The 18038-nt window shown below is 51.0% G+C and carries 18 protein-coding genes, 1 riboswitch and 1 other annotated feature; of the genes, 10 read left to right on the top strand and 8 right to left on the bottom strand.

Annotation, left to right across the window (positions count from 1 at the left end):
- Window positions 1-36: 36 nt before the first annotated feature.
- Window positions 37-879, bottom strand: a complete 843-nt coding sequence (locus I8J30_RS06325) for a phytanoyl-CoA dioxygenase family protein (protein WP_210656443.1) — start codon at window positions 877-879, stop codon at window positions 37-39.
- A gap of 160 nt (window positions 880-1039) precedes the next feature.
- Here I8J30_RS06325 and I8J30_RS06320 point away from each other — a divergent pair, with 160 nt between their 5' ends.
- On the top strand, window positions 1040-1918 hold the full coding sequence (locus I8J30_RS06320) for an AraC family transcriptional regulator (protein WP_240547886.1): 879 nt from the start codon (window positions 1040-1042) through the stop codon (window positions 1916-1918).
- Window positions 1919-2251: 333 nt separating this feature from the next.
- Here the strand turns inward: I8J30_RS06320 and I8J30_RS06315 are convergent, their stop codons facing one another.
- Both I8J30_RS06315 and I8J30_RS06310 read right to left on the bottom strand, forming a co-directional pair.
- Window positions 2252-3088: a CAP domain-containing protein gene (locus I8J30_RS06315; RefSeq protein ID WP_240547885.1), complete on the bottom strand. Its 837-nt coding sequence runs from the start codon at window positions 3086-3088 to the stop codon at window positions 2252-2254.
- Between the two features lie 78 nt (window positions 3089-3166).
- The gene (locus I8J30_RS06310; protein WP_210656441.1) at window positions 3167-5197 is read right to left on the bottom strand and encodes a beta-galactosidase; all 2031 of its coding nucleotides are present in this window, start codon (window positions 5195-5197) and stop codon (window positions 3167-3169) included.
- Between the two features lie 99 nt (window positions 5198-5296).
- Between I8J30_RS06310 and I8J30_RS06305 the strand changes: the two genes are divergently transcribed.
- The 6 genes from I8J30_RS06305 (at window position 5297) to I8J30_RS06280 (ending at window position 11138) form a co-directional block, all read left to right on the top strand.
- The gene (locus I8J30_RS06305) at window positions 5297-6178 is read left to right on the top strand and encodes an AraC family transcriptional regulator (RefSeq protein ID WP_210656439.1); all 882 of its coding nucleotides are present in this window, start codon (window positions 5297-5299) and stop codon (window positions 6176-6178) included.
- Window positions 6179-6205: 27 nt separating this feature from the next.
- Entirely contained in the window at window positions 6206-7174 is a 969-nt protein-coding gene (locus I8J30_RS32860; RefSeq protein ID WP_240547884.1) for an HNH endonuclease, read from the top strand.
- A gap of 116 nt (window positions 7175-7290) precedes the next feature.
- A complete protein-coding gene (locus I8J30_RS06295; protein WP_210656436.1) occupies window positions 7291-7992 on the top strand; it encodes a CAP domain-containing protein in 702 nt (233 codons plus the stop codon).
- 126 nt (window positions 7993-8118) lie between these two features.
- Entirely contained in the window at window positions 8119-8745 is a 627-nt protein-coding gene (locus I8J30_RS06290; RefSeq protein ID WP_210656434.1) for a TetR/AcrR family transcriptional regulator, read from the top strand.
- 79 nt (window positions 8746-8824) lie between these two features.
- Complete coding sequence (locus I8J30_RS06285) at window positions 8825-9973, top strand: ATP-binding protein (protein WP_210656432.1); 1149 nt, start codon at window positions 8825-8827, stop codon at window positions 9971-9973.
- A gap of 66 nt (window positions 9974-10039) precedes the next feature.
- Window positions 10040-10244: riboswitch (cyclic di-AMP (ydaO/yuaA leader) on the top strand.
- A 108-nt stretch (window positions 10245-10352) separates the two neighbouring features.
- The gene (locus I8J30_RS06280) at window positions 10353-11138 is read left to right on the top strand and encodes a 3D domain-containing protein (RefSeq protein WP_210656431.1); all 786 of its coding nucleotides are present in this window, start codon (window positions 10353-10355) and stop codon (window positions 11136-11138) included.
- 46 nt (window positions 11139-11184) lie between these two features.
- On the opposite strand, the gene I8J30_RS06275 is transcribed toward I8J30_RS06280, so the two are convergent.
- Window positions 11185-12117 (bottom strand): polysaccharide deacetylase family protein, encoded by a 933-nt coding sequence (locus tag I8J30_RS06275; RefSeq protein WP_240547883.1) that lies wholly within the window; start codon window positions 12115-12117, stop codon window positions 11185-11187.
- 167 nt (window positions 12118-12284) lie between these two features.
- Here I8J30_RS06275 and I8J30_RS06270 point away from each other — a divergent pair, with 167 nt between their 5' ends.
- Both I8J30_RS06270 and I8J30_RS06265 read left to right on the top strand, forming a co-directional pair.
- Window positions 12285-13244, top strand: coding sequence for an alpha/beta fold hydrolase (locus tag I8J30_RS06270; RefSeq protein WP_210656429.1), 960 nt, complete (start codon window positions 12285-12287; stop codon window positions 13242-13244).
- 13 nt (window positions 13245-13257) lie between these two features.
- Window positions 13258-13920 (top strand): SGNH/GDSL hydrolase family protein, encoded by a 663-nt coding sequence (locus I8J30_RS06265; protein ID WP_210656427.1) that lies wholly within the window; start codon window positions 13258-13260, stop codon window positions 13918-13920.
- 87 nt (window positions 13921-14007) lie between these two features.
- On the opposite strand, the gene I8J30_RS06260 is transcribed toward I8J30_RS06265, so the two are convergent.
- Entirely contained in the window at window positions 14008-15267 is a 1260-nt protein-coding gene (locus tag I8J30_RS06260; RefSeq protein WP_091221185.1) for a methyl-accepting chemotaxis protein, read from the bottom strand.
- A gap of 249 nt (window positions 15268-15516) precedes the next feature.
- Here I8J30_RS06260 and I8J30_RS06255 point away from each other — a divergent pair, with 249 nt between their 5' ends.
- Window positions 15517-15927: an O-methyltransferase gene (locus tag I8J30_RS06255; protein ID WP_210656425.1), complete on the top strand. Its 411-nt coding sequence runs from the start codon at window positions 15517-15519 to the stop codon at window positions 15925-15927.
- A gap of 64 nt (window positions 15928-15991) precedes the next feature.
- Here the strand turns inward: I8J30_RS06255 and I8J30_RS06250 are convergent, their stop codons facing one another.
- From I8J30_RS06250 to I8J30_RS06240, 3 genes are all read right to left on the bottom strand, one after another.
- Window positions 15992-16213 (bottom strand): alpha/beta-type small acid-soluble spore protein, encoded by a 222-nt coding sequence (locus tag I8J30_RS06250; protein ID WP_091221180.1) that lies wholly within the window; start codon window positions 16211-16213, stop codon window positions 15992-15994.
- A 102-nt stretch (window positions 16214-16315) separates the two neighbouring features.
- Window positions 16316-16642, bottom strand: a complete 327-nt coding sequence (locus I8J30_RS06245; protein ID WP_210656423.1) for a DUF1980 domain-containing protein — start codon at window positions 16640-16642, stop codon at window positions 16316-16318.
- Between the two features lie 12 nt (window positions 16643-16654).
- Window positions 16655-17578 carry a permease gene (locus I8J30_RS06240; RefSeq protein WP_210656421.1) on the bottom strand — a complete coding sequence of 308 codons (924 nt, stop codon included), beginning with the start codon at window positions 17576-17578 and terminating at the stop codon, window positions 16655-16657.
- Between the two features lie 171 nt (window positions 17579-17749).
- Window positions 17750-18008 (top strand) — a binding site (T-box leader).
- Window positions 18009-18038: the final 30 nt, after the last annotated feature.

Genomic DNA, 18038 nt, shown 5'->3' with positions numbered 1-18038 from the left:
GGCATCGCAACGATGCATGAGGGCTAGCCTTTTCAATTACTTCTTATACACGAGAGGATTGAGGGGGGAAACTGCAGGCTCGCCTGCTTTAACGCCCGGGAACCACGTCTTCAAATCGGATTCGCGTGCACTGCTGTCCGGATTTGCCATCGTATTAACGCCGTCTGCGACATAGATGATTGTCATGACTTCGCGCATCGTACCTGTTGGATTGCCCGGTGCGGAATGCAGCGTCCAGCCGGCATGGAAGGTCGCATCGCCAGCGGACATCGCGCCGTAGTTTGTTTTCGAAAGGCCTTTGCCTTCAATGTAAGAACCGAGCGTCTTATGCGATTCATCGGAGATGAATTGGCGGCTCATGTAGCCGGATGTATGCGATCCGTCTACGAACGTCATCGAGCCGACTTCTTCGGAAATCGGGACAAGCGGCATCCAGAGCGTAATGGTGTTCGGCGTTTCGAGCGGCCAATAGACTTGGTCTTGATGCCATGGCGTATGACCGCCGCCCGGTTCTTTGAACAACGCTTGATCGTGATAGATCCGAACGCCATCGACGCCCATAAGCTCGGCCGCGATTTTGGCGAAACGGCGTGCCAGGACGAAACGTTCAATGCCTTCATTCATTTGCCATAGGTTGCAAATTTGAATGAATGCTTTGCCGTACGTATCGCGTTCTTCTACCGGTTTCGTATTGTAATTATGCTGACGCACGGTTTGTTCGATAAGCGGCTCGTAGAAGCTCATTTCTTCCGGCGTTACAATGCCCTTCAGAAGGATATGCCCGTTCTTCTGATAGGAAGCGGTTTGTTCTGCTGTCAACGTATAATCGCTGTCAAGCTGAGGAAGCTCAGCGAGGTTGGATGGATTGGTTGCGCTCATATCATCTAATCTCCTTAGTACTGCTAAGATGCTTCTATTATAAAGCAAGGTTCTTGCCTCTGACTTTGTTTCGATCTCTCAATTATTTTGTCAAAAACAACTGCGACTCGTATATAATAAAAGCAAATCATACCCGCTTGCGGCCAAGGAGCTTGTACCCATGTACCTATCTGAAATGATGGAGAAACAGCCGATTGTTCCCTATATCCGAGAGAGCGATTATGCCGTTCGAAAGCCGTGGTTATCCGCGGAACGGAGATTGCTTGATTATTTGCTCGTTTATTTTCAAGAAGGGGAGTGCGTGTTTCAAGTAGACGGAATCCCCTATGAGTTTCGACGAGGCGATTTTTGTCTGATCCAACCGAAGAGCTTGAATGTGCTGGAAGGGAAAACGAATACGATTACGCCTTTTGCCCATATGGACTTCTTCTACGATTCATTTAGGGAAGAGCGATTTCCGACGCGCAGCGGTCAAATCGATTTGGAGCCGTACAGCCATCTCATTCAGCCGAGGCTGAACGACTTTCATGGCGTTACAATCCCGGTTAGACTGCGGCCGAAACATCCGATCGCGCTGCGGGACAAGTTTCTCGCCATGGTGGAATGCTGGCAGCATCGCGATCCGCTGATGCAGCTTCGGGCGCAATCGTTAGGGACGGAAGTGATCCTTACCATTCTGGAGGATCATACGGATCTGAAACAAACGGAGAAAGCAGCGCCGCAGCGGATGAATTGGATAACATCCTTCCTATCCTTGAATTTGGCGGAGCCGCTCACGGTCAGCGAAATGGCGGCGAGAGCGAGCCTGTCGCCATCGCGTTTCAGCGCAAAGTTCAAGGAGCAGCTTGGCGTTTCGCCGCATCGATACTTGCTCCAGCTGCGCATTCACCATGCGCAAGAGCTGTTGACCGGATCGGACAATACAATAGAAGAGATTGCCGCTTACTGCGGTTTTGCCGATGTGCACCATTTTACGAAAGCGTTCAAGAAAGAAGTCGGGGATGCGCCGGGGCATTATCGCAGCAAACGAAACTCCTAGCGAGCCCTCAACTCGCCTTTTCCCGTCCAGATACGCGTCGAGATTTTATTCTAACGAATCGTGAGGTCCTTATTTATAGAAAATGGAGCAGGAAGGAGCGTTCTAGTGCTTAATAAGACCTGTACGATTCGTTAGAATTTCAGCTCATCATAAAACCACCACCACCATCATCATCACCATAACCCACCAACGCCGCAGAGTAACCTCAAACTAACTTCGTTTTTCGTTTTTGAATCGTGAGTTCGTACCAAATTTCATTCTCCTCCAATAAAAGAAAAGCTGTCTCAAAGTGTCGTATGACAGACTTTGGGACAGCTTTCTGTTAACAAGTGATCAAGGTTTGATAAACTGCTGCGTCCAATATGGACTCATGCTGCCGCCGGGAGCATAACCGACGCCCAGTTGGGTGAAGTTAGCACTGAGGATGTTAGCGCGATGACCCGGGCTGTTCATCCAAGCGGTCATTACGGCTTGAACACCTTGCTGACCTGCTGCAATGTTCTCCCCGGCATAGGAGTAGTTGATGCCGAATTGTTTCATCATATCGAACGGACTGCCGTAGGTTGGTGAGTTGTGGTCAAAATACCCTTTGTCGCGCATATCATTGGATTTGGCTTGTGCGACCTTGGACAAGGATGCATTCAGCGACAGCGGCTGCAAGCCGGCCTTCGACCGTTCTGCATTGACCAGCTGCAGGATTTGCTGCGAGATGGATGAACTGTCCGCTGAATTAGAACCGCCGGCATTACCAGTGTTCCCTGCGTTTCCGGTATTACCGGTGTTACCAGTATTTCCGGTGTTGCCTGATCCCTTGTTGCCGCCCGGATAGGTAACGTTCGGATAGCCGGTGCCCGGATTCGCCGCGCCGCCGCCGCCCGGATTCCAAGTACCGCCGTAATACAGCTGATACCACGGAATATTGCCAAACTGCGTGTTCTGGGCTCTCAACGTGCCAGGCTGATTCGCCCGCAGCATTCTATGACCTGTGTTCAGCGGCAGAAGATCATCATTGGATTTGATGCTCAGACGCTGATGATTAAGGTCCGTTCTGCTTGCGGAGTGGTAGGTGTTGTTTGGCGTAACGTTGCGATCCGATACTCCGTTGTAGATAAGAGCGCCAAGACCAAAAGCTAATACAATTCCGAATAATGTACCGAAAAATCTTTTCATTTGAGTAACCAGCTCCTTTCACACCAACTAATATGTTCAGCGGGGAAAGGAGCTATTCGACCCGAGAGCAAGGCAATATCAAGCAATTTGCTCAAGGATGAGGACATCGCGGCCATTAATGACAGCTTGCCCAGCGTATGTGTTCCCGGTAATGAGGTCGGTGCCTGACTCCGTTCCAAGCTCGATTGTGACGGCATCCGCATTATGGTTCAAGACGAATAGATAAGCCCGACTATCGATTACTCTGCGTGTTACTTCAACGCCGGACTGTTTGCCCGGCAATGGAGCAATACCATGCTGCTTACATAATACATCAGCGAAACCTTGCAGGAATGGTTCATCCGGACTGGACGCGACATACCAAGCTTCTCCGCTGCCGAACTTATTCCGGGTAATCACAGGCATCCCGGCATAGAAATCTTCGCCATATTCGGCGATTACATCCGCGCCTTCGCTGTGGATGAGATCGCAAAGCAAATTGCAGCGGTACGTGCCATGCATCGAACCGAGTGTATCTTTCAAGATCATGGAATTGGTGCTGCTCGGAAGCAAAGCATCGATTTCTTCAGCCCAAATGCCTAGAAGCTGGCGTAGTTCTCCCGGATAGCCGCCCAACGTGACAATATCGTTCTCATTGACGATGCCACTGAAGAATGTCGTCACGAACGTCCCGCCGCCGCTGACAAAAGCTTCGATTCGAGCAGCCATGCCCGGCTTGACCATATACATAACCGGAGCGACAACGATGTCATAAGCGGATAGATCGTCCTCGAAGGATACGATGTCCACTTGATACCCGCCTTCATAGAACGCGCGGTAGTATTTATGAATTTCATCCACGTATTTCAAATCAACGGTCGGGCCGCTCGAATATTCAATGGCCCAGCGATTCTCCCAGTCGAACATAATGGCGATGCGGCTCGGCAGCCTGGATCCAAGCAGCTTCGTGCCCATAGCGGACAGCTCAGCTCCGAGCTGCGCGCATTCGCGGAATACACGGGTATGCTCATGTCCGACATGCTCAATCAGTGCACCGTGATACTTCTCGCAAGCACCGACAGAGCGGCGCAGCTGGAAGAACATGACGCTGTCGGATCCGTGCGCAACGGCTTGATAGCTCCAGAGGCGCATAATTCCGGGACGTTTGAGCGTGTTATACGCTTGCCAGTTCTGCTGGCTCGGCGTTTGCTCCATCAGCAGAAACGGTGCTCCGCCTTTCAGCCCGCGCATCAGATCATGCGTCATCGCAACGTAACTGGACGGGGTATTCATGGACGGGTAGTTATCCCAGGCAATGATGTCCATGTGCTTGGCCCATTTGAAATAATCAATTTGTTTATAGGTTCCCATTAAGTTCGTTGTAACGGGAATATGAGGGGTGTATGCCTTAATCGCGTCATATTCCAGCTTGTAGCACTCGAGCATGCTATCCGAATTGAAACGGCTAAAGTCGAGCGAGATGCCTTGGAAACAGGTTTTGTCATACGACCATTGCTCAGAAAGCGCGCTTGGCAGCACGATTTCGTCCCACTCATAGAAAGTATGTCCCCAGAAACGGGTATTCCATTGTTCGTTTAGTTTGTCCAACGTGCCGTATTTCTTCTGCAGCCAGCCGCGGAATGCGATTTCGCATTGATCGCAGTAACATTCGCCGCCATATTCATTGGACACATGCCAGAGCAGCACGGCAGGATGATGCTGATAACGTTCGGCAAGCTTCGCGGCAAGCCGGGTGGAGTAGGTCCGGTAAACCTCACTGTTCGGGCAGGAGTTGTGGCGGCCGCCAAATTTATGTTTCCGTCCTTCGAAATCGGTACGCAGAATTTCGGGATAGCGCTTAGCCATCCAAGCCGGATGTGCGCCGGTGCTCGTTGCCAAGCAAGCATATATGCCGTTCGCTTGGAGCATGTCCATAATACGGTCAAGGGTGTCAAAATCATACGTATCTTCGCTTGGCTGGAGCATCGCCCATGAGAAAACATTTACGGTAGCGATGTTCATGCCGGCAAGCTCCAGCATGCGCATATCCTCCGGCCAGATGCTGGAATCCCACTGTTCGGGATTATAATCGCCGCCATATAACATTTTGGGCAGTTTCGAAGTATCCATATTCGCAAATTCCTCCAGTGAAGTGAATGATAACAGCTTTATTTTATGGTAAGATGCGGATTAGAGATATATAAAAAAGAATAGGCAGGATATGATAATATGGAACAAACCATCGAGCGGAATAAAGGGTTCATTGACGGTCAGCAGCGCAGCCGATACATGTTCACGCTGGGTGAGTACGAGCTGCCGCTTTATGTAGATAGTATTGGAATCAATCCGGACCAAGAAGCCGTGGACCGGACGAAGGGCTATCCGTGCTTCCACTGGCTGCAAACGATAGAGGGCGAAGGCGAGTTCGAGCTGAACGGAATCAAGTATTCGCTTCCGCCCGGCAACGGTTCCCTCTTATTCCCGGACGTTCCTCATTTCTATGCGGCGAAGCAGGGCAAGAAGTGGTCGACCATGTATGTGACGTTCGGCGGTGTGCTGGCGGCATCCATGCTGGCCTCCCTGGGCATCCGCCAAACGGAATGGCTGAATTGGAATGAAGACGCGCCGATCACTTCGCAGCTGGAGAGCATGATCGAACAGGCGCAGCATGATGAGGACAGGACAGGTTTGAATGCGTCTGCGCAGCTGTACCGCTTTCTTACCATGATTAAGATCTATGGGCAGAAAGGCGGACGCTCCTCCGTATTTCAGCATTTGGAGAAGCTGGACCCGCTCCTGCACTGGCTGGATTATCATTACGGGGATCCCGATATTAGCCTTACCGATATGGCGGAGCAGCTCGGAATCAGTTCCCGCTATTTAAATTCACTATTCCGGCAGGCGTTCGGCATTACGGCCTATGCCTATTTAATTCGGCTGCGAATGATTAAGTCCAAGGAAATGATGAGCCTCGGCGACAAGAGGTCGATTAAAGAGATTGCGCAATTATCCGGCTATCGCGATCCCAGCCATTTCATTGCCGCATTCGGAAAAGCGGAAGGGATTACACCGGAGCAGTTTCGTAAGCTGCACGGCTTAACGACGACCTGATAAGGAAACGGAGCGGAAGTGATTGCAATGGATATGAAGCCATGCACGGCATGCAAAATAGAGAAGCCGCTTACAGCGTTCACCAAGCGTGCGGGAAGCAGCGGCAGGCGCGGGATTTGCCGAACTTGTCTGCGCAAGAGGAAGCGGCAGGCTGCACCGGGCGATGCGGCTTTTGAAAACACGGTAGAGATTGTTCATTTTCCGGAATTCGACCATGAGGATGAGCATGTCGATGAGGATGATGAAGCAGATCAATATGTAGCTGCTGAAGAGGATGCTCCTGCCAAGCCGGTACGGAAGCGGAAGCGCCGCCGCAAGAAGCGAAATGCGGTGTCCAAGCAGACTGCCGCAGCCCAAGAGGGACAGGCAGCCTCTGTATCGCCGGCAACTAACGACGCTGACCGTGATCGCGCGCACGATGACTCGACAAGTGTGCAAACGCAAGCGGCCCCTGCCGCTTCGGACGAAGCAGTACCGGCACCTGCAACAAAGCGCAAGCGCAAACGCCGTCACAAACGATCCAAAGCAGCGAAGATCAAAAGCTTAAAAGCGGAAATCAGCGGGGTTGAACAGGTTGCGGTGCGTCCGCCGAATCGGAACATCATGCCGATTAAGGGTGCTTTTACATACAAGACGTCGCTCCTTAATGATCGTGGCCGCGGACATATTCGGCTGCGTGGTCACCGTGAAACCGGGAAGCGTTGGTCAACCGATATTCCGACGGAGATGGCCGTGCGGATGGTGGAGGAAGGCGCCGCCGGCATTATCAATCCGGGCTTGATTCACAAGCTCTATACGAAGACGGATTTCCGGCTGCTGGTGCTGCAGCGCGACGACTATATTTGCAAGTACTGCGGCCGTTACGGCGACACGATTGACCATGTGCTGCCGAAGTCAAAGGGAGGACTTTCTTCTCCTGCAAACTGCGTCTGCGCATGTGCGACCTGCAACCTGAAAAAGGCGGATAAATTGGACTTTGTTTTCGATGATTTTTAGCATCCATACGATCGGTTTCCATATTTTATGAGGTGTATTTTGCTATTTCCCCGTGTTAACATGGGTGGCGTCGAAAGGTCGGCACACACGATAACCATAACAAGGAGGAAATATTCATGAAGATGCAACCATTTCGTATAGGTGTAGCTAGCGTACTCGCAGCCGGTTTGATCGTGGCTGGAGGAGGAGCGGCCCTGCAGAAGGCAGAAGCAGCCACAGTGAACAGTTCCGTCTCGTATAAGGTTACGAACAGCGACACGATGTACAAAATCGCAACGAAATACGGGATTAGCCTGAGCAAGCTGATTGCAGCGAATCCAAACATTGCGAACCCGAATATCATTTGGGCGGGCATGACAATCAAGGTTCCGGTTACGACAGGTTCCTCGAACACTGGATCGTCAAACAGTGGATCGTCGAACACCAATGCAGGGACAAGCACGACAGATAAGAGCACGTTTGCCGCTCAAGTCGTTACACTCGTTAACAAAGAACGTGCCAATGCAGGTCTGGGCACATTGAAATCCGATACGCTCTTGACGAAAGTCGCTTTGGACAAGGCAAAGGATATGTATACGAACAATTACTTTGATCATAATTCGCCAACTTACGGTTCGCCGTTTGATATGATGCGTGCTTATGGCGTTTCTTACTCCTATGCAGGTGAGAACATCGCGAAGGGCCAGCGTACGCCGGCAGAAGTGATGCAGGCATGGATGAACAGCCCGGGTCATAAAGCGAACATCCTCAGCAAAAACTTTAACAAAATCGGCGTTGCTTATTACAACGGCGAGTGGGTACAAGAATTTACGTCCTAATTCAATACGAATAGCTAAGAGCGGCCGATCATCGGCCGCTCTTTTTTCGTTAACGTTGACGTTGCGATAACCATCGGTTATTCTGTGACCAACGGTTATTAAACTAACACATGAGGTGTCCCTCCTATGACCACGAGAAGGCAGCAATTAACGGAAGAGATGAAAGCCGCCATTCGTGCGGCAGCAGCAGCTTTGTTTGCGGAGAAGGGGTATTCTGCAGTAACGATGCGCGAAATTGCCAAAGCAGCAGGCTGCTCGCATACCGCCATTTATTTATATTTCAAAAATAAAGAAGAGCTGCTTCAGCAGATTGCGATTCCGTCGCTGCTCACACTAGAACAGAAACTGCTGGACGAAATTACGAAACCGGACACGGCGGCCTTGGCTAAATTGCTCGCCGTATGCAGCGAATATGTTCTCTTCAGCCTGACGAGCGGCAGCTTGCAAACGGTCTTGTTTATGTCCGCCTCTGTGCGTGTTGATGATCCTCAGCCGGAACTTGAAGTCAACGTCATTCGCAACAGACTGTTTGCCCACATTATGAAGGTGTTACATAGTGCGGTCATTGAAGGGGCAGAGGGACGGACACAAGAGGCAGCATTAAACAACGGCCGAATCTTATTTTACTATCTGCAAGGCTTTATCGGCACCTACAGCAACCATTCAGAACCGACGGATGAACTGCTTAAGCGCACAATGCCGATTTTTAAGCAAGGCATTCAAACGCTGATTCGCGGGATGAAGGAACATTAAAACTTTCTAACTGTGCAGGGTTTGTCAGAATTAGAGGCGAAATCCTTATGAACACTTCATCACCCGGAGGGTATGAGACATGAGGCGGAAAGCCGTATATTATAACAAGTCGCTTGCTTTGAATGTGAAGAGGAAGCTGGGTAAAAGCAATCATGGTGTGGACGGAATGGACGATGTCGATGCCAGGTCTGATATGCACAATTACCAACGATTGATCAAATATTTGCCGGAGCCGATTTTTGTACATGACGGGAACGATATTCTGTTCGCCAATCATGCCGGTCTTAAATTGTTGAATATTTCGGAAAGCGACTTCTCCACGGGTCATATGAGCTTCCGATTCATACACCCCGATTACAGGGAGCGATCCGCCGAACGTGTGAAGGCAATTATGCAGACGGATGAGCCCAATGAGTTTCTGGAATGCAAGCTGATTGCAGAAGGCGGCGAGATCATCGATGTCGAGGTGTCCAGTACACGCATTCGCAATTACTTGGATAAAGGCACGGTCGTGCAAAGTGTATTCCGTGATATGCGTGAGCGGAAGAAGGAAGAGGAAGCGCTCATTCAGTCGGAGAAGCTGTCTGTCGCCGGTCAAATGGCCGCAGGTATCGCACACGAAATCCGCAATCCGCTTACGTCGCTGATCGGCTTCTCGAAATTTCTGAAGACGAAGATCGACCAGTACCATGAATATTTCGATATTATGCTCGTTGAACTGGACCGCATCAATTCGATCGTGCAGGAATTTATGGCGCTTGCCAAGCCGCAGGCCAATCAGTTCCGAAAGCATGATTTGGTCAAAATCATTCAAAGTGTACTGACGCTGCTTGAGACGCAGGCGATTCTGCGCGACGTACAGATCGTCTCGCGTGCGGATGCCACTTCAGCGGAGCTGCTTTGCGACGAGAACCAGCTGAAGCAGGTATTCGTCAATGTGCTTAAGAATGCGATCGAGGCCATGCCGAGCGGGGGTGTAATTACGATTGATATGAAGCTGCATCAGCAGAGCGAGCTGATCGTCGAAATCATCGACCAAGGGATCGGCATCCCGCATGATCAGCTGCCTAAGCTGGGCGGTCCGTTCTTTACTACGAAAGACAGCGGAACGGGGCTTGGACTTATGATTTGCTATCGAATTATCGAAGGTCATCGAGGACGAATGGATATTACGAGCACCCCTCAGAAAGGGACCACGGTCAGCATCTTTCTTCCGCGAAATGTATAAATGATGGTAATTTTGAGCGCTGTTCCTGTATTTACCGGTAGGATTCGCTTTGTCGGATATGGTATTCTATTACGCGAGCCGAAACTTAACGTACGGGGGATCTTTTAGGGAGTGGCATAACTGCCCTCCGGCCTGACATTCCGCTTGACCGGAATGCAGTGCTGAACGCGCAATTGGCGCTGGGGTGAATCGCTTATTTCACGAAGCGTAGGGTTGAACTCCTCAATCCGAATCCGACAACTAACCTCGCAGGCCGCATGCGATAAGGAAGTTTTTGACACGCTGTTAAGCTGTGTGTCCTTCATCGCGATGACGGAATAAATCCACACATGTGCAATGTGGATGACATCCGTAAATCAAAAGGAGGCAATACAACTTGATGAAACAGGTATGGAAGAAAAGCGCGATTATTGCAGCGCTGAGCTTTGCTGTTTTTACACACTCGGCAAGCGCAGCATCGACGTACAGCGCGAAAGACGGCGACACGTTCTGGGAGCTTTCCAAGCAGTTCGGTATTTCCCTTCAGCAAATGCTGAAAGCTAATCCGATGATTGATCCAAACAACATTTATGCAGGGCTGAGCATCGTGATTCCTGCTTCGAAAGTTGTGAAGACGGCGGCAACCGCAAAGGCAGCACCGATCGAGAAGGCCGCGAAAGAGAAGGCAGCACCTAAAGCAGCGCCAAAAGCAAAGGCAGCACCTAAGGCAGCTTCAAAATCGAAAGCGAAAGCCGCACCGAAAGCCGTAAAAGCTGCATCTAAAGCAGCAGTAGGGAAGTCGATGAAAATGACCTCCTTGGACAAAAAAGAAGAAATCATCACAATCGGCAACAGCAATTATAACTATTCGGAAGTTGTTCAAGCTAAAGCAAGTGCTTATACAGCCGCTGCTTCGGAGAACGGCTCGTGGGGCGCAGTGGACTACTTCGGTAACCCGCTTAAGCTGGGGACAATTGCAGTTGACCCGAACGTCATCCCGATGGGCAGCAAGGTCTATGTTACGGGTTATGACCATGGCGGACTTCCGGTTGGCGGCATGATGGCCATTGCAGCAGACATGGGCGGTGCCATAAAAGGCGACCGTATCGATATTTTCGTACCGCAATCGCAAGAGCAAGCCAAGATGTTCGGCTTCCAATACGTGAAAGTATTTGTTCTGGAATAGCATAGTGCGATGCAAACGGCAGCCCGGTGGGGCTGCCGTTTTATTTTTACCTCGTCCGTGCACCGCGAGCCTCTGGTTTATTCAGCAGCTCGGGCAGTGTGACGATCTGATACCCTTTGCTGTGGAGCATCCGGATAAGCCTTGGCAGCGCAGCGACCGTGCCTGATAAATCCTGTCCTTCGCCGCCGCCGGCATGCTGCAAAATGATAGAACCGGGTTGCAGCGTTCGTTTGATATTGATGAGAATGCTGTTGCTGTCGAGACTTTTCCAGTCGACGGAATCCACATCCCAATTGACCACGATGTAACCTCTCCGCCGCAGCCAATCCACTTGCTGAGGGGTAATCTCGCCGTAGGGCGGTCGAATGAATTTGGGACTGTATCCGGCAAGAGGACGCAGTATCCAATCGGTTCGCCAAATTTGCTGCTCGAAAGCATAGCGGGAAATGCGCGAGAACACCGCATGATCATACGAATGATTGCCGATAATATGGCCTTCCTTGCGCATGCGCCGTACAAGAGCGGGGTGCTTGGCTGCGCGGTTGCCGACGACGAAGAAAGTGGCTCTTACTTTATAGCGAGCAAGAATCTCCAGCACCTGAGGCGTATAGCGCGGATCAGGCACATCATCGAAGGTCAGCGCCACTCTGCGTGACCCTCGCGGTCCCCAGACAACGAACGAACCGGGAAACTGCTGCTGCAGCTTTACCCATGACATGGCGCTGCGTTTCTTCTTGCGTTTCTGTTCGCTGTTGAAAGAAGGTTCAGCGCGCTTGGCATCGGCGCCATCGGCACCGCTCCCGATCGCGTTTCCTTCCTGTTCAGCTTTTGGCTGTGGTTCGCTTTCACTGACGCTGCTGACCCGCGGCAAGTCGGCAGGCGAGGAGCCGGCATCGTCAGCATGTGACGAGGAGCTTAATAATGCGGTCCAGGCAAGCAGCAGCACCAACACCCGCTTTGTTACAGGCATCCCGAACATGTTCCCAGTCCCTCCGCTCCGTGCGATAATGTACTTGTGTAGCATGCAGTACTCGGTCGATCTCATTTTGCCCTGCCATCCTTTGATCATGCATGAAAGATCCCTCTTTACACGGTTAGTCTCAAACACGTAACATGTAAGGGAATAAGTTGAAAAGGGGATAGAACATGCCAGCCATTGATATGCCGCTTCATGAATTGAAAACGTATACAGGAATCAATCCGAAACCTGCTGATTTCGATGCATACTGGGATCGCGCAGTAACGGAAATGCGCCAGACAGATGCTGCCGTCGAGCTTATTCCCAGTGCGTTCCAAACGCCGCAGGCGGAATGCTTCGATCTCTACTTCACCGGCGTCAAAGGTGCGCGTGTTCATGCGCAATATGCGCGTCCTCGGAACGCGGCAGCGCCACATCCTGCGGTGGTTCAATTTCACGGTTACACCGGTCATTCCGGCGATTGGACGGAGCGTCTCGCTTATGTATCCCTTGGCTATTCCGTGTTCGCCATGGATTGCCGCGGTCAAGGCGGCAAGTCCGAAGACAGCGGCAGCGTTAAAGGCAATACCCATCACGGTCACATCATCCGTGGTCTTGATGACGAGCCGGATCAGTTGTTGTTTCGCCATATCTTCCTCGACACGGCTCAGCTGGCAGGTATCGCCCTGAATATGCCTGAAGTTGATCCGAGCCGAGTCTACGCAATGGGCGGCTCGCAAGGCGGCGCCTTGACGATTGCCTGTGCGGCGCTCGAGCCGAGAATTGCGAAGCTTGCACCTGTATTCCCGTTCCTCAGCGACTACAGACGCGTATGGGAAATGGACCTGGCCAAGGACGCCTACCATGAGCTGCGTACGTACTTCCGTCATTTCGATCCGCAGCATGAGCGCGAGGATGAGATTTTCACGCAGCTGGGTTACATAGACATTCAGCATTTGGCTGACCGGATTCAAGGCGAAGTGTTGATGGGCGTAGGTTTAATGGATACGATCTGCCCGCCATCCACGCAGTTCGCGGCCTATAATAAGATGACCTCGAAGAAGCGGCTTGAAATTTTTCCGGACTTCGGCCATGAAGGATTGCCGGGCTTGAATGATAAAATTATGCAGTTTTTCTTAGCGGAATAGGGAGGGTACGTCCATGTTGTTAGAGGCGAAGGATAAGCTGGTTATGATTGGGGATTCCATCACAGATTGCGGCCGAGCGCGGCCTGTAGGAGAAGGGCTGTTCGATGCGATAGGCAAAGGGTATGTAGGCCAAGTGGATGCGTTGCTGACTGCAGCCTATCCGGAACGCGGCATTCGCGTTGTCAACGTCGGAACGAGCGGAAATACAGTGCTTGATTTAAAGGCGCGCTGGCAGACGGATGTGCTGGATCAGAAGCCGGATTGGCTGTCGATTATGATCGGTACCAATGACGTGTGGCGTCAATTCGATACACCTCTGATTACAGAGTCGCATGTGTACCCGGAAGAGTACGCGGCAACCTTAGAAGAACTCGTCGTACAAACAAGGCCGAAGCTGAAAGGGCTCGTATTGATGACGCCGTTCTACCTTGAACCGAATCCAAACGATGCCATGAGAGCTCAGATGGATCGTTACGGCGCGATCGTTCGTGAAATAGCAGCTAAGCATGATGCGTTGTTTGTGGATACTCAGGCTGCCTTTAACCGGGTCATGGCGCATATCTACCCGGCAACGATTGCATGGGATCGCGTTCATCCGAGTCAAGCCGGTCATGCGGTGCTCGCAAGAGCTTTCCTGCAAGCGGTCGGATTTGATTACACTCAAGGGCTATCCTAGATTTCCATCCGCTACAACAGAAGACCTCCCGATTCAACCAGAGATGGCTGGAGCGGGAGGTCTTCTTTAGGTTTAATATGTAGTGAACTAGATTTTGAAAATCGACATCGTACGCTGCAGCTGCATAACCGTCTGCTGCATTTTCTCGGTTTCCGTAACCACGGCCTGCACGGAGCCGATTTGATCGTTCATCGAAGCCGATACTTCCTCAGTGCCTGCTGCGGATTGCTGTGTAATGGCAGAGATGCTTTGGATGGCGCTTGAAATTTTACGGGCGCTCTCCATCATTTGATCGCTCTCGCCGGAGAACTGTGCAATCTGCTCGGTAATAAACTCAACGCTTGTAACCAGCTCTGAGAATATTACTTCAGAGTCCTGAAGCATCTTCATTTGGAGCTGCACAACCTCTTCGTTGACTTTAATGTTCTGGATGGCTTGTTTTACGCCGGTGTCGATGCTGCGAACCAGGTTGAATACTTCCTTGGTCGAGGAAGTGGATTCCTCTGCAAGCTTGCGCACTTCCTGCGCAACGACTGCGAATCCGCGGCCATGCTCGCCGGCGCGCGCCGCCTCGATGGAAGCATTCAGCGACAGCAGGTTCGTTTGCTCAGCCAGGTCCGAGATGGTGCGGGTAATCGCGGAGATGCCGGCTGCTTTGCGTGCCAGCTCTTCAATAGCTTCGGATACCTGAGAGGTTGCTTCAACGTTGCGGGACATCCCTGTCGATTGGCTCTCAACCGCTTGCCGTCCGCGCTCAACCAAACTTAGCGTCTGTTCGGAGCGTTCGTTCATCACTTTCGTGGAGTGTGCGTAAGAGGACACTTTGTCCTCGATTTCACGGATGGAGTCCGCCATGTCGCCGACATCCTCGGAAATTTGATTCGCCCCGGTGGCAAGCTCGCCGGCAGATGCGGCTACTTGCTCCATCACTTTCTTTAAATCGATATTTTTATCAAAGATGCTGCGGCTTGTATCATTCACGATTCTTGAAATGGTCGAGGTTTCTTTCAGAATGTCACGAAGCTTGTCTACCATGCTGTTGAAGGAATGGCCAAGCTCGCCGAGCGAAGCGGATGAGGATACATCCACCTTCTGCGTGAAGTCGCCCTTCGCGATACCGAATGCGATGGAGGTCATTTCATCGATCGATGATGTAAGCGCTGTCTCAATAACCCTGACAAGAGGGAACGTGGCAGCTGCGGCAAGTACAATGATGACTAATCCCAGTATGAGACTTCCGCCAGTAAGTGCAAGGCCAAGCAACAGCGCGATGGAAAATGTAGCTACAATCGTGTAGCAGCCGACAAGGAGCTTATTTCGGATAGATAAAGAATGGAACCATTGCATCGTGGAAGCTCTCCTTTATATGGAATAGTTATATTATAGCACCACAGTACTTTTTGTCTATATTCGTCTACAACAGGATGATTGTGTCGAAAGAAGGAGGAACGATTGTAAGGTAGATGTCGAAAGAACTAAAAGTTTGTAATGTTTTTGTATAATTATTATTGTGCGATCGAAAATCTTGTCTTATAATGGGCCTATTGGATGACTTGGAAAATTCATCTAAATACAGGATCTCGGAGGCGGAAACCTATGAATTTGGACGCAATGCCTTTAACTCGACAAGTGGACTTCGTCTTCAAGCAATTGGCTGATGAGCTTCTTAACGCTCAAGCCGGAACTGTAATCATTCAAATTCGAAATAATGCGGTCGGCAAATATGGCATTCGTCATCATCCGATTGAAAGCAGAAACGGTCAGATTGGGCAGTCCGAGCAAGGAATGACGCAAGAACAGATACAAGCCTTCAGACAGATGGCGATCGATTCCATCAAGCTGAAGCGGAATTGGACGCACGGAGAAATCATGTACGATTTCTCGGTTCGCACGGGCACAGGCGCCTGGTCGGCGAGCATACTGTTCGAGAGCAACTACAATATGGCCAGCAGCATGTTCCGTTATACACCTAAATTCGCACAGCATTCTTTCCGGGATGCTCCTTAATAGACACAGCAAAAAGCTGCCTCGGCACTCTGGGGCAGCTTTTTATTTGCCAAAATGCGGCGGATTAACGCGAAGCTCTTCCTGCAAGTTGCGTTTCTGCAATTTCAACTAGTCTGCGAGTAATGTTACCGCCGATATAACCAGCATCACGAGTTAACATGTCGCCATAGTATCCGTCTTGTGCGAAAGAAATGCCAAGACTTCTTGCTACTTCGTATTTCATTTGATCAAGCGCTGCGCTAGCCCCGGGTACGACCAACGAACCACTGCTGCGGTTGGAAGCCATCGTAATCACCTCCTTTGTGTACCCTTAGTATGGATTCGCTGGAAGCTTTTATACGATCCCGCTGGCATAATTTTCAATGTAATTTTTTCCAATTTTCTCCGATTACATCAGGAAGCCAAGTGCGAGCGGAAGCAAGAATAAGCCATAGTAGAATACATTTGCAATCGTGGAGGAGGATGGGTCGTGGTTGCAGTCACATGCGGCTGCATCAACGCCGCGCCAATTGTCCCATGCGGAATGAAGCTGGTAGATGGCCGTTGCGAAGAGACCCATTGCGGAGAGCTTCACATAGAGGCTTAGGGCAGGCTCCACGTATTGAAGCAGGCTTCCTGTCCGGACCAAATAGATAATGAACACACCGAAGCAAGCGAGGATGCAGCTTCTGATCAGATGGTGGACGATGGCTCGGCGCTGGGCGGTAGAGATCATATCCACGCCTCCTTATTGTCTGAATATGAGTTTCTCTGTCACGATGGACAATAGCCATACGGCAGCTGCCAGATACAAGCTGATCGCGATAATAACCTTGCTGCGGAAAGCGGAGAACAGCATCAGCAGGCTCTTCACATCTACCATCGGGCCGAACACCAGAAACCCCAGCAATGCCCCGGGGCCCAAGATTCCATGAAACGACGAGGCGATAAAAGCGTCCGAGGTGGAGCATAGCGATAAGGCGAATGCGGCCCCCATCATAAAGATATTCGCAGCTGCCGGATGCTCGCTGAGTGAGAGGAGTACGGTTGGATCAACTGCGGATTGTACAATAGCCGTCAGGAAGGCGCCGATGATCAAATATTTGCCGATATCAAAAAACTCATCGGAGGCATGGTTGAAGGTGGCGTGAATACGTTCGCGAAAACCGCTGTTTAAGCTGCCATAATTGTAGTTATGGCCGTAAGCCGACTCGCCGGAGCGTCCTCCGCTAAACGAATACATGCCGAGCTTGAGCGGATTGCGTTTCATGAAACGAACCATAAGCAATCCAAGCAGCATGCACACAACAAATGCAAGTCCGATCCGAGAATAAGCCATGGAGGGCTGGGAGCGGAAAGCGCTGAACGTTGAAGCGAACACAATGGGGTTGATAATGGGACCGGCGAATATAAACACCATTCCGATGTAAGGAGGCATTCCTTTGCGAATCAGCCGTCTCACGACCGGAATCATGCCGCATTCGCACAGGGGCAGGAGCAGCCCGAGCAAGCAGCCGAATAAGACGCCGGCAACCGGATGACTTGGCGTTATACGCGCGATCATCGCGTCTGAGACGAATACCTGCAGAAGGGCTGAGAAGAAGACGCCGAGCAGGATAAACGGGAAGGCTTCTATAATAATGCTGATGAATATATGCTGGAAATCATGCATGGCTATTCGAGGTCTCCTTTCGGCGAGGCGAGGGATAGGCCAGGCTATTCCCTACGATACAAGGTATGCTCGAAGTGGGCCAAGCAGGACAGCCGCCCGGAGACAATTTTGACGATCTGAAAATAGGCGCAAAGCGCTCTTGACATTTCATCCGGAGAGAGTATAATTCACGTAAATGCAATGATGGGAATAAGTAAGCGGGGATTTGCTGCTTCAGAGAGCCGGTGGGGGGTGCGAACCGGTGCATGCGTCCGACTGCCGAATGGATCCTTGAGCAGAGATGAGGAAAGCGGTCCGAAGGGACCTGCCGTATGCGTCTTCGTTTCGCTTCTCGTTAGGAAGCTTGAGGTTTACGAAGCAGAGCAGATGCGCGTCAGTCATCCGCTGCTCGTAAACAAATTAGGGTGGCACCACGGTCCTCGTCCCTTGCGGCGGAGGGCTTTTTTTGCGTTCAATTTTG

Source organism: Paenibacillus lignilyticus, assembly GCF_017942085.1.
Classification (GTDB): Bacteria; Bacillota; Bacilli; order Paenibacillales; family Paenibacillaceae; genus Paenibacillus_Z; species Paenibacillus_Z lignilyticus.
The sequence above is the reverse complement of the archived record's forward strand: the minus strand, read 5'-3'. Positions and strand labels throughout refer to the sequence as shown.

Bases quoted from the DNA above. Each gene is read 5' to 3' on its own strand.
- I8J30_RS06270 (WP_210656429.1), top strand. From the start codon at position 12,285: ATGCCAGCCATTGATATGCCGCTTCATGAATTGAAAACGTATACAGGA.
- I8J30_RS32860 (WP_240547884.1), top strand. From the start codon at position 6,206: ATGGATATGAAGCCATGCACGGCATGCAAAATAGAGAAGCCGCTTACA.
- I8J30_RS06255 (WP_210656425.1), top strand. From the start codon at position 15,517: ATGAATTTGGACGCAATGCCTTTAACTCGACAAGTGGACTTCGTCTTC.
- I8J30_RS06320 (WP_240547886.1), top strand. From the start codon at position 1,040: ATGTACCTATCTGAAATGATGGAGAAACAGCCGATTGTTCCCTATATC.
- I8J30_RS06275 (WP_240547883.1), bottom strand. From the start codon at position 12,117: ATGTTCGGGATGCCTGTAACAAAGCGGGTGTTGGTGCTGCTGCTTGCC.
- I8J30_RS06295 (WP_210656436.1), top strand. From the start codon at position 7,291: ATGAAGATGCAACCATTTCGTATAGGTGTAGCTAGCGTACTCGCAGCC.
- I8J30_RS06290 (WP_210656434.1), top strand. From the start codon at position 8,119: ATGACCACGAGAAGGCAGCAATTAACGGAAGAGATGAAAGCCGCCATT.
- I8J30_RS06250 (WP_091221180.1), bottom strand. From the start codon at position 16,213: ATGGCTTCCAACCGCAGCAGTGGTTCGTTGGTCGTACCCGGGGCTAGC.
- I8J30_RS06285 (WP_210656432.1), top strand. From the start codon at position 8,825: ATGAGGCGGAAAGCCGTATATTATAACAAGTCGCTTGCTTTGAATGTG.
- I8J30_RS06280 (WP_210656431.1), top strand. From the start codon at position 10,353: ATGAAACAGGTATGGAAGAAAAGCGCGATTATTGCAGCGCTGAGCTTT.
- I8J30_RS06325 (WP_210656443.1), bottom strand. From the start codon at position 879: ATGAGCGCAACCAATCCATCCAACCTCGCTGAGCTTCCTCAGCTTGAC.
- I8J30_RS06310 (WP_210656441.1), bottom strand. From the start codon at position 5,197: ATGGATACTTCGAAACTGCCCAAAATGTTATATGGCGGCGATTATAAT.
- I8J30_RS06240 (WP_210656421.1), bottom strand. From the start codon at position 17,578: ATGCATGATTTCCAGCATATATTCATCAGCATTATTATAGAAGCCTTC.
- I8J30_RS06260 (WP_091221185.1), bottom strand. From the start codon at position 15,267: ATGCAATGGTTCCATTCTTTATCTATCCGAAATAAGCTCCTTGTCGGC.
- I8J30_RS06245 (WP_210656423.1), bottom strand. From the start codon at position 16,642: ATGATCTCTACCGCCCAGCGCCGAGCCATCGTCCACCATCTGATCAGA.
- I8J30_RS06265 (WP_210656427.1), top strand. From the start codon at position 13,258: ATGTTGTTAGAGGCGAAGGATAAGCTGGTTATGATTGGGGATTCCATC.
- I8J30_RS06315 (WP_240547885.1), bottom strand. From the start codon at position 3,088: ATGAAAAGATTTTTCGGTACATTATTCGGAATTGTATTAGCTTTTGGT.
- I8J30_RS06305 (WP_210656439.1), top strand. From the start codon at position 5,297: ATGGAACAAACCATCGAGCGGAATAAAGGGTTCATTGACGGTCAGCAG.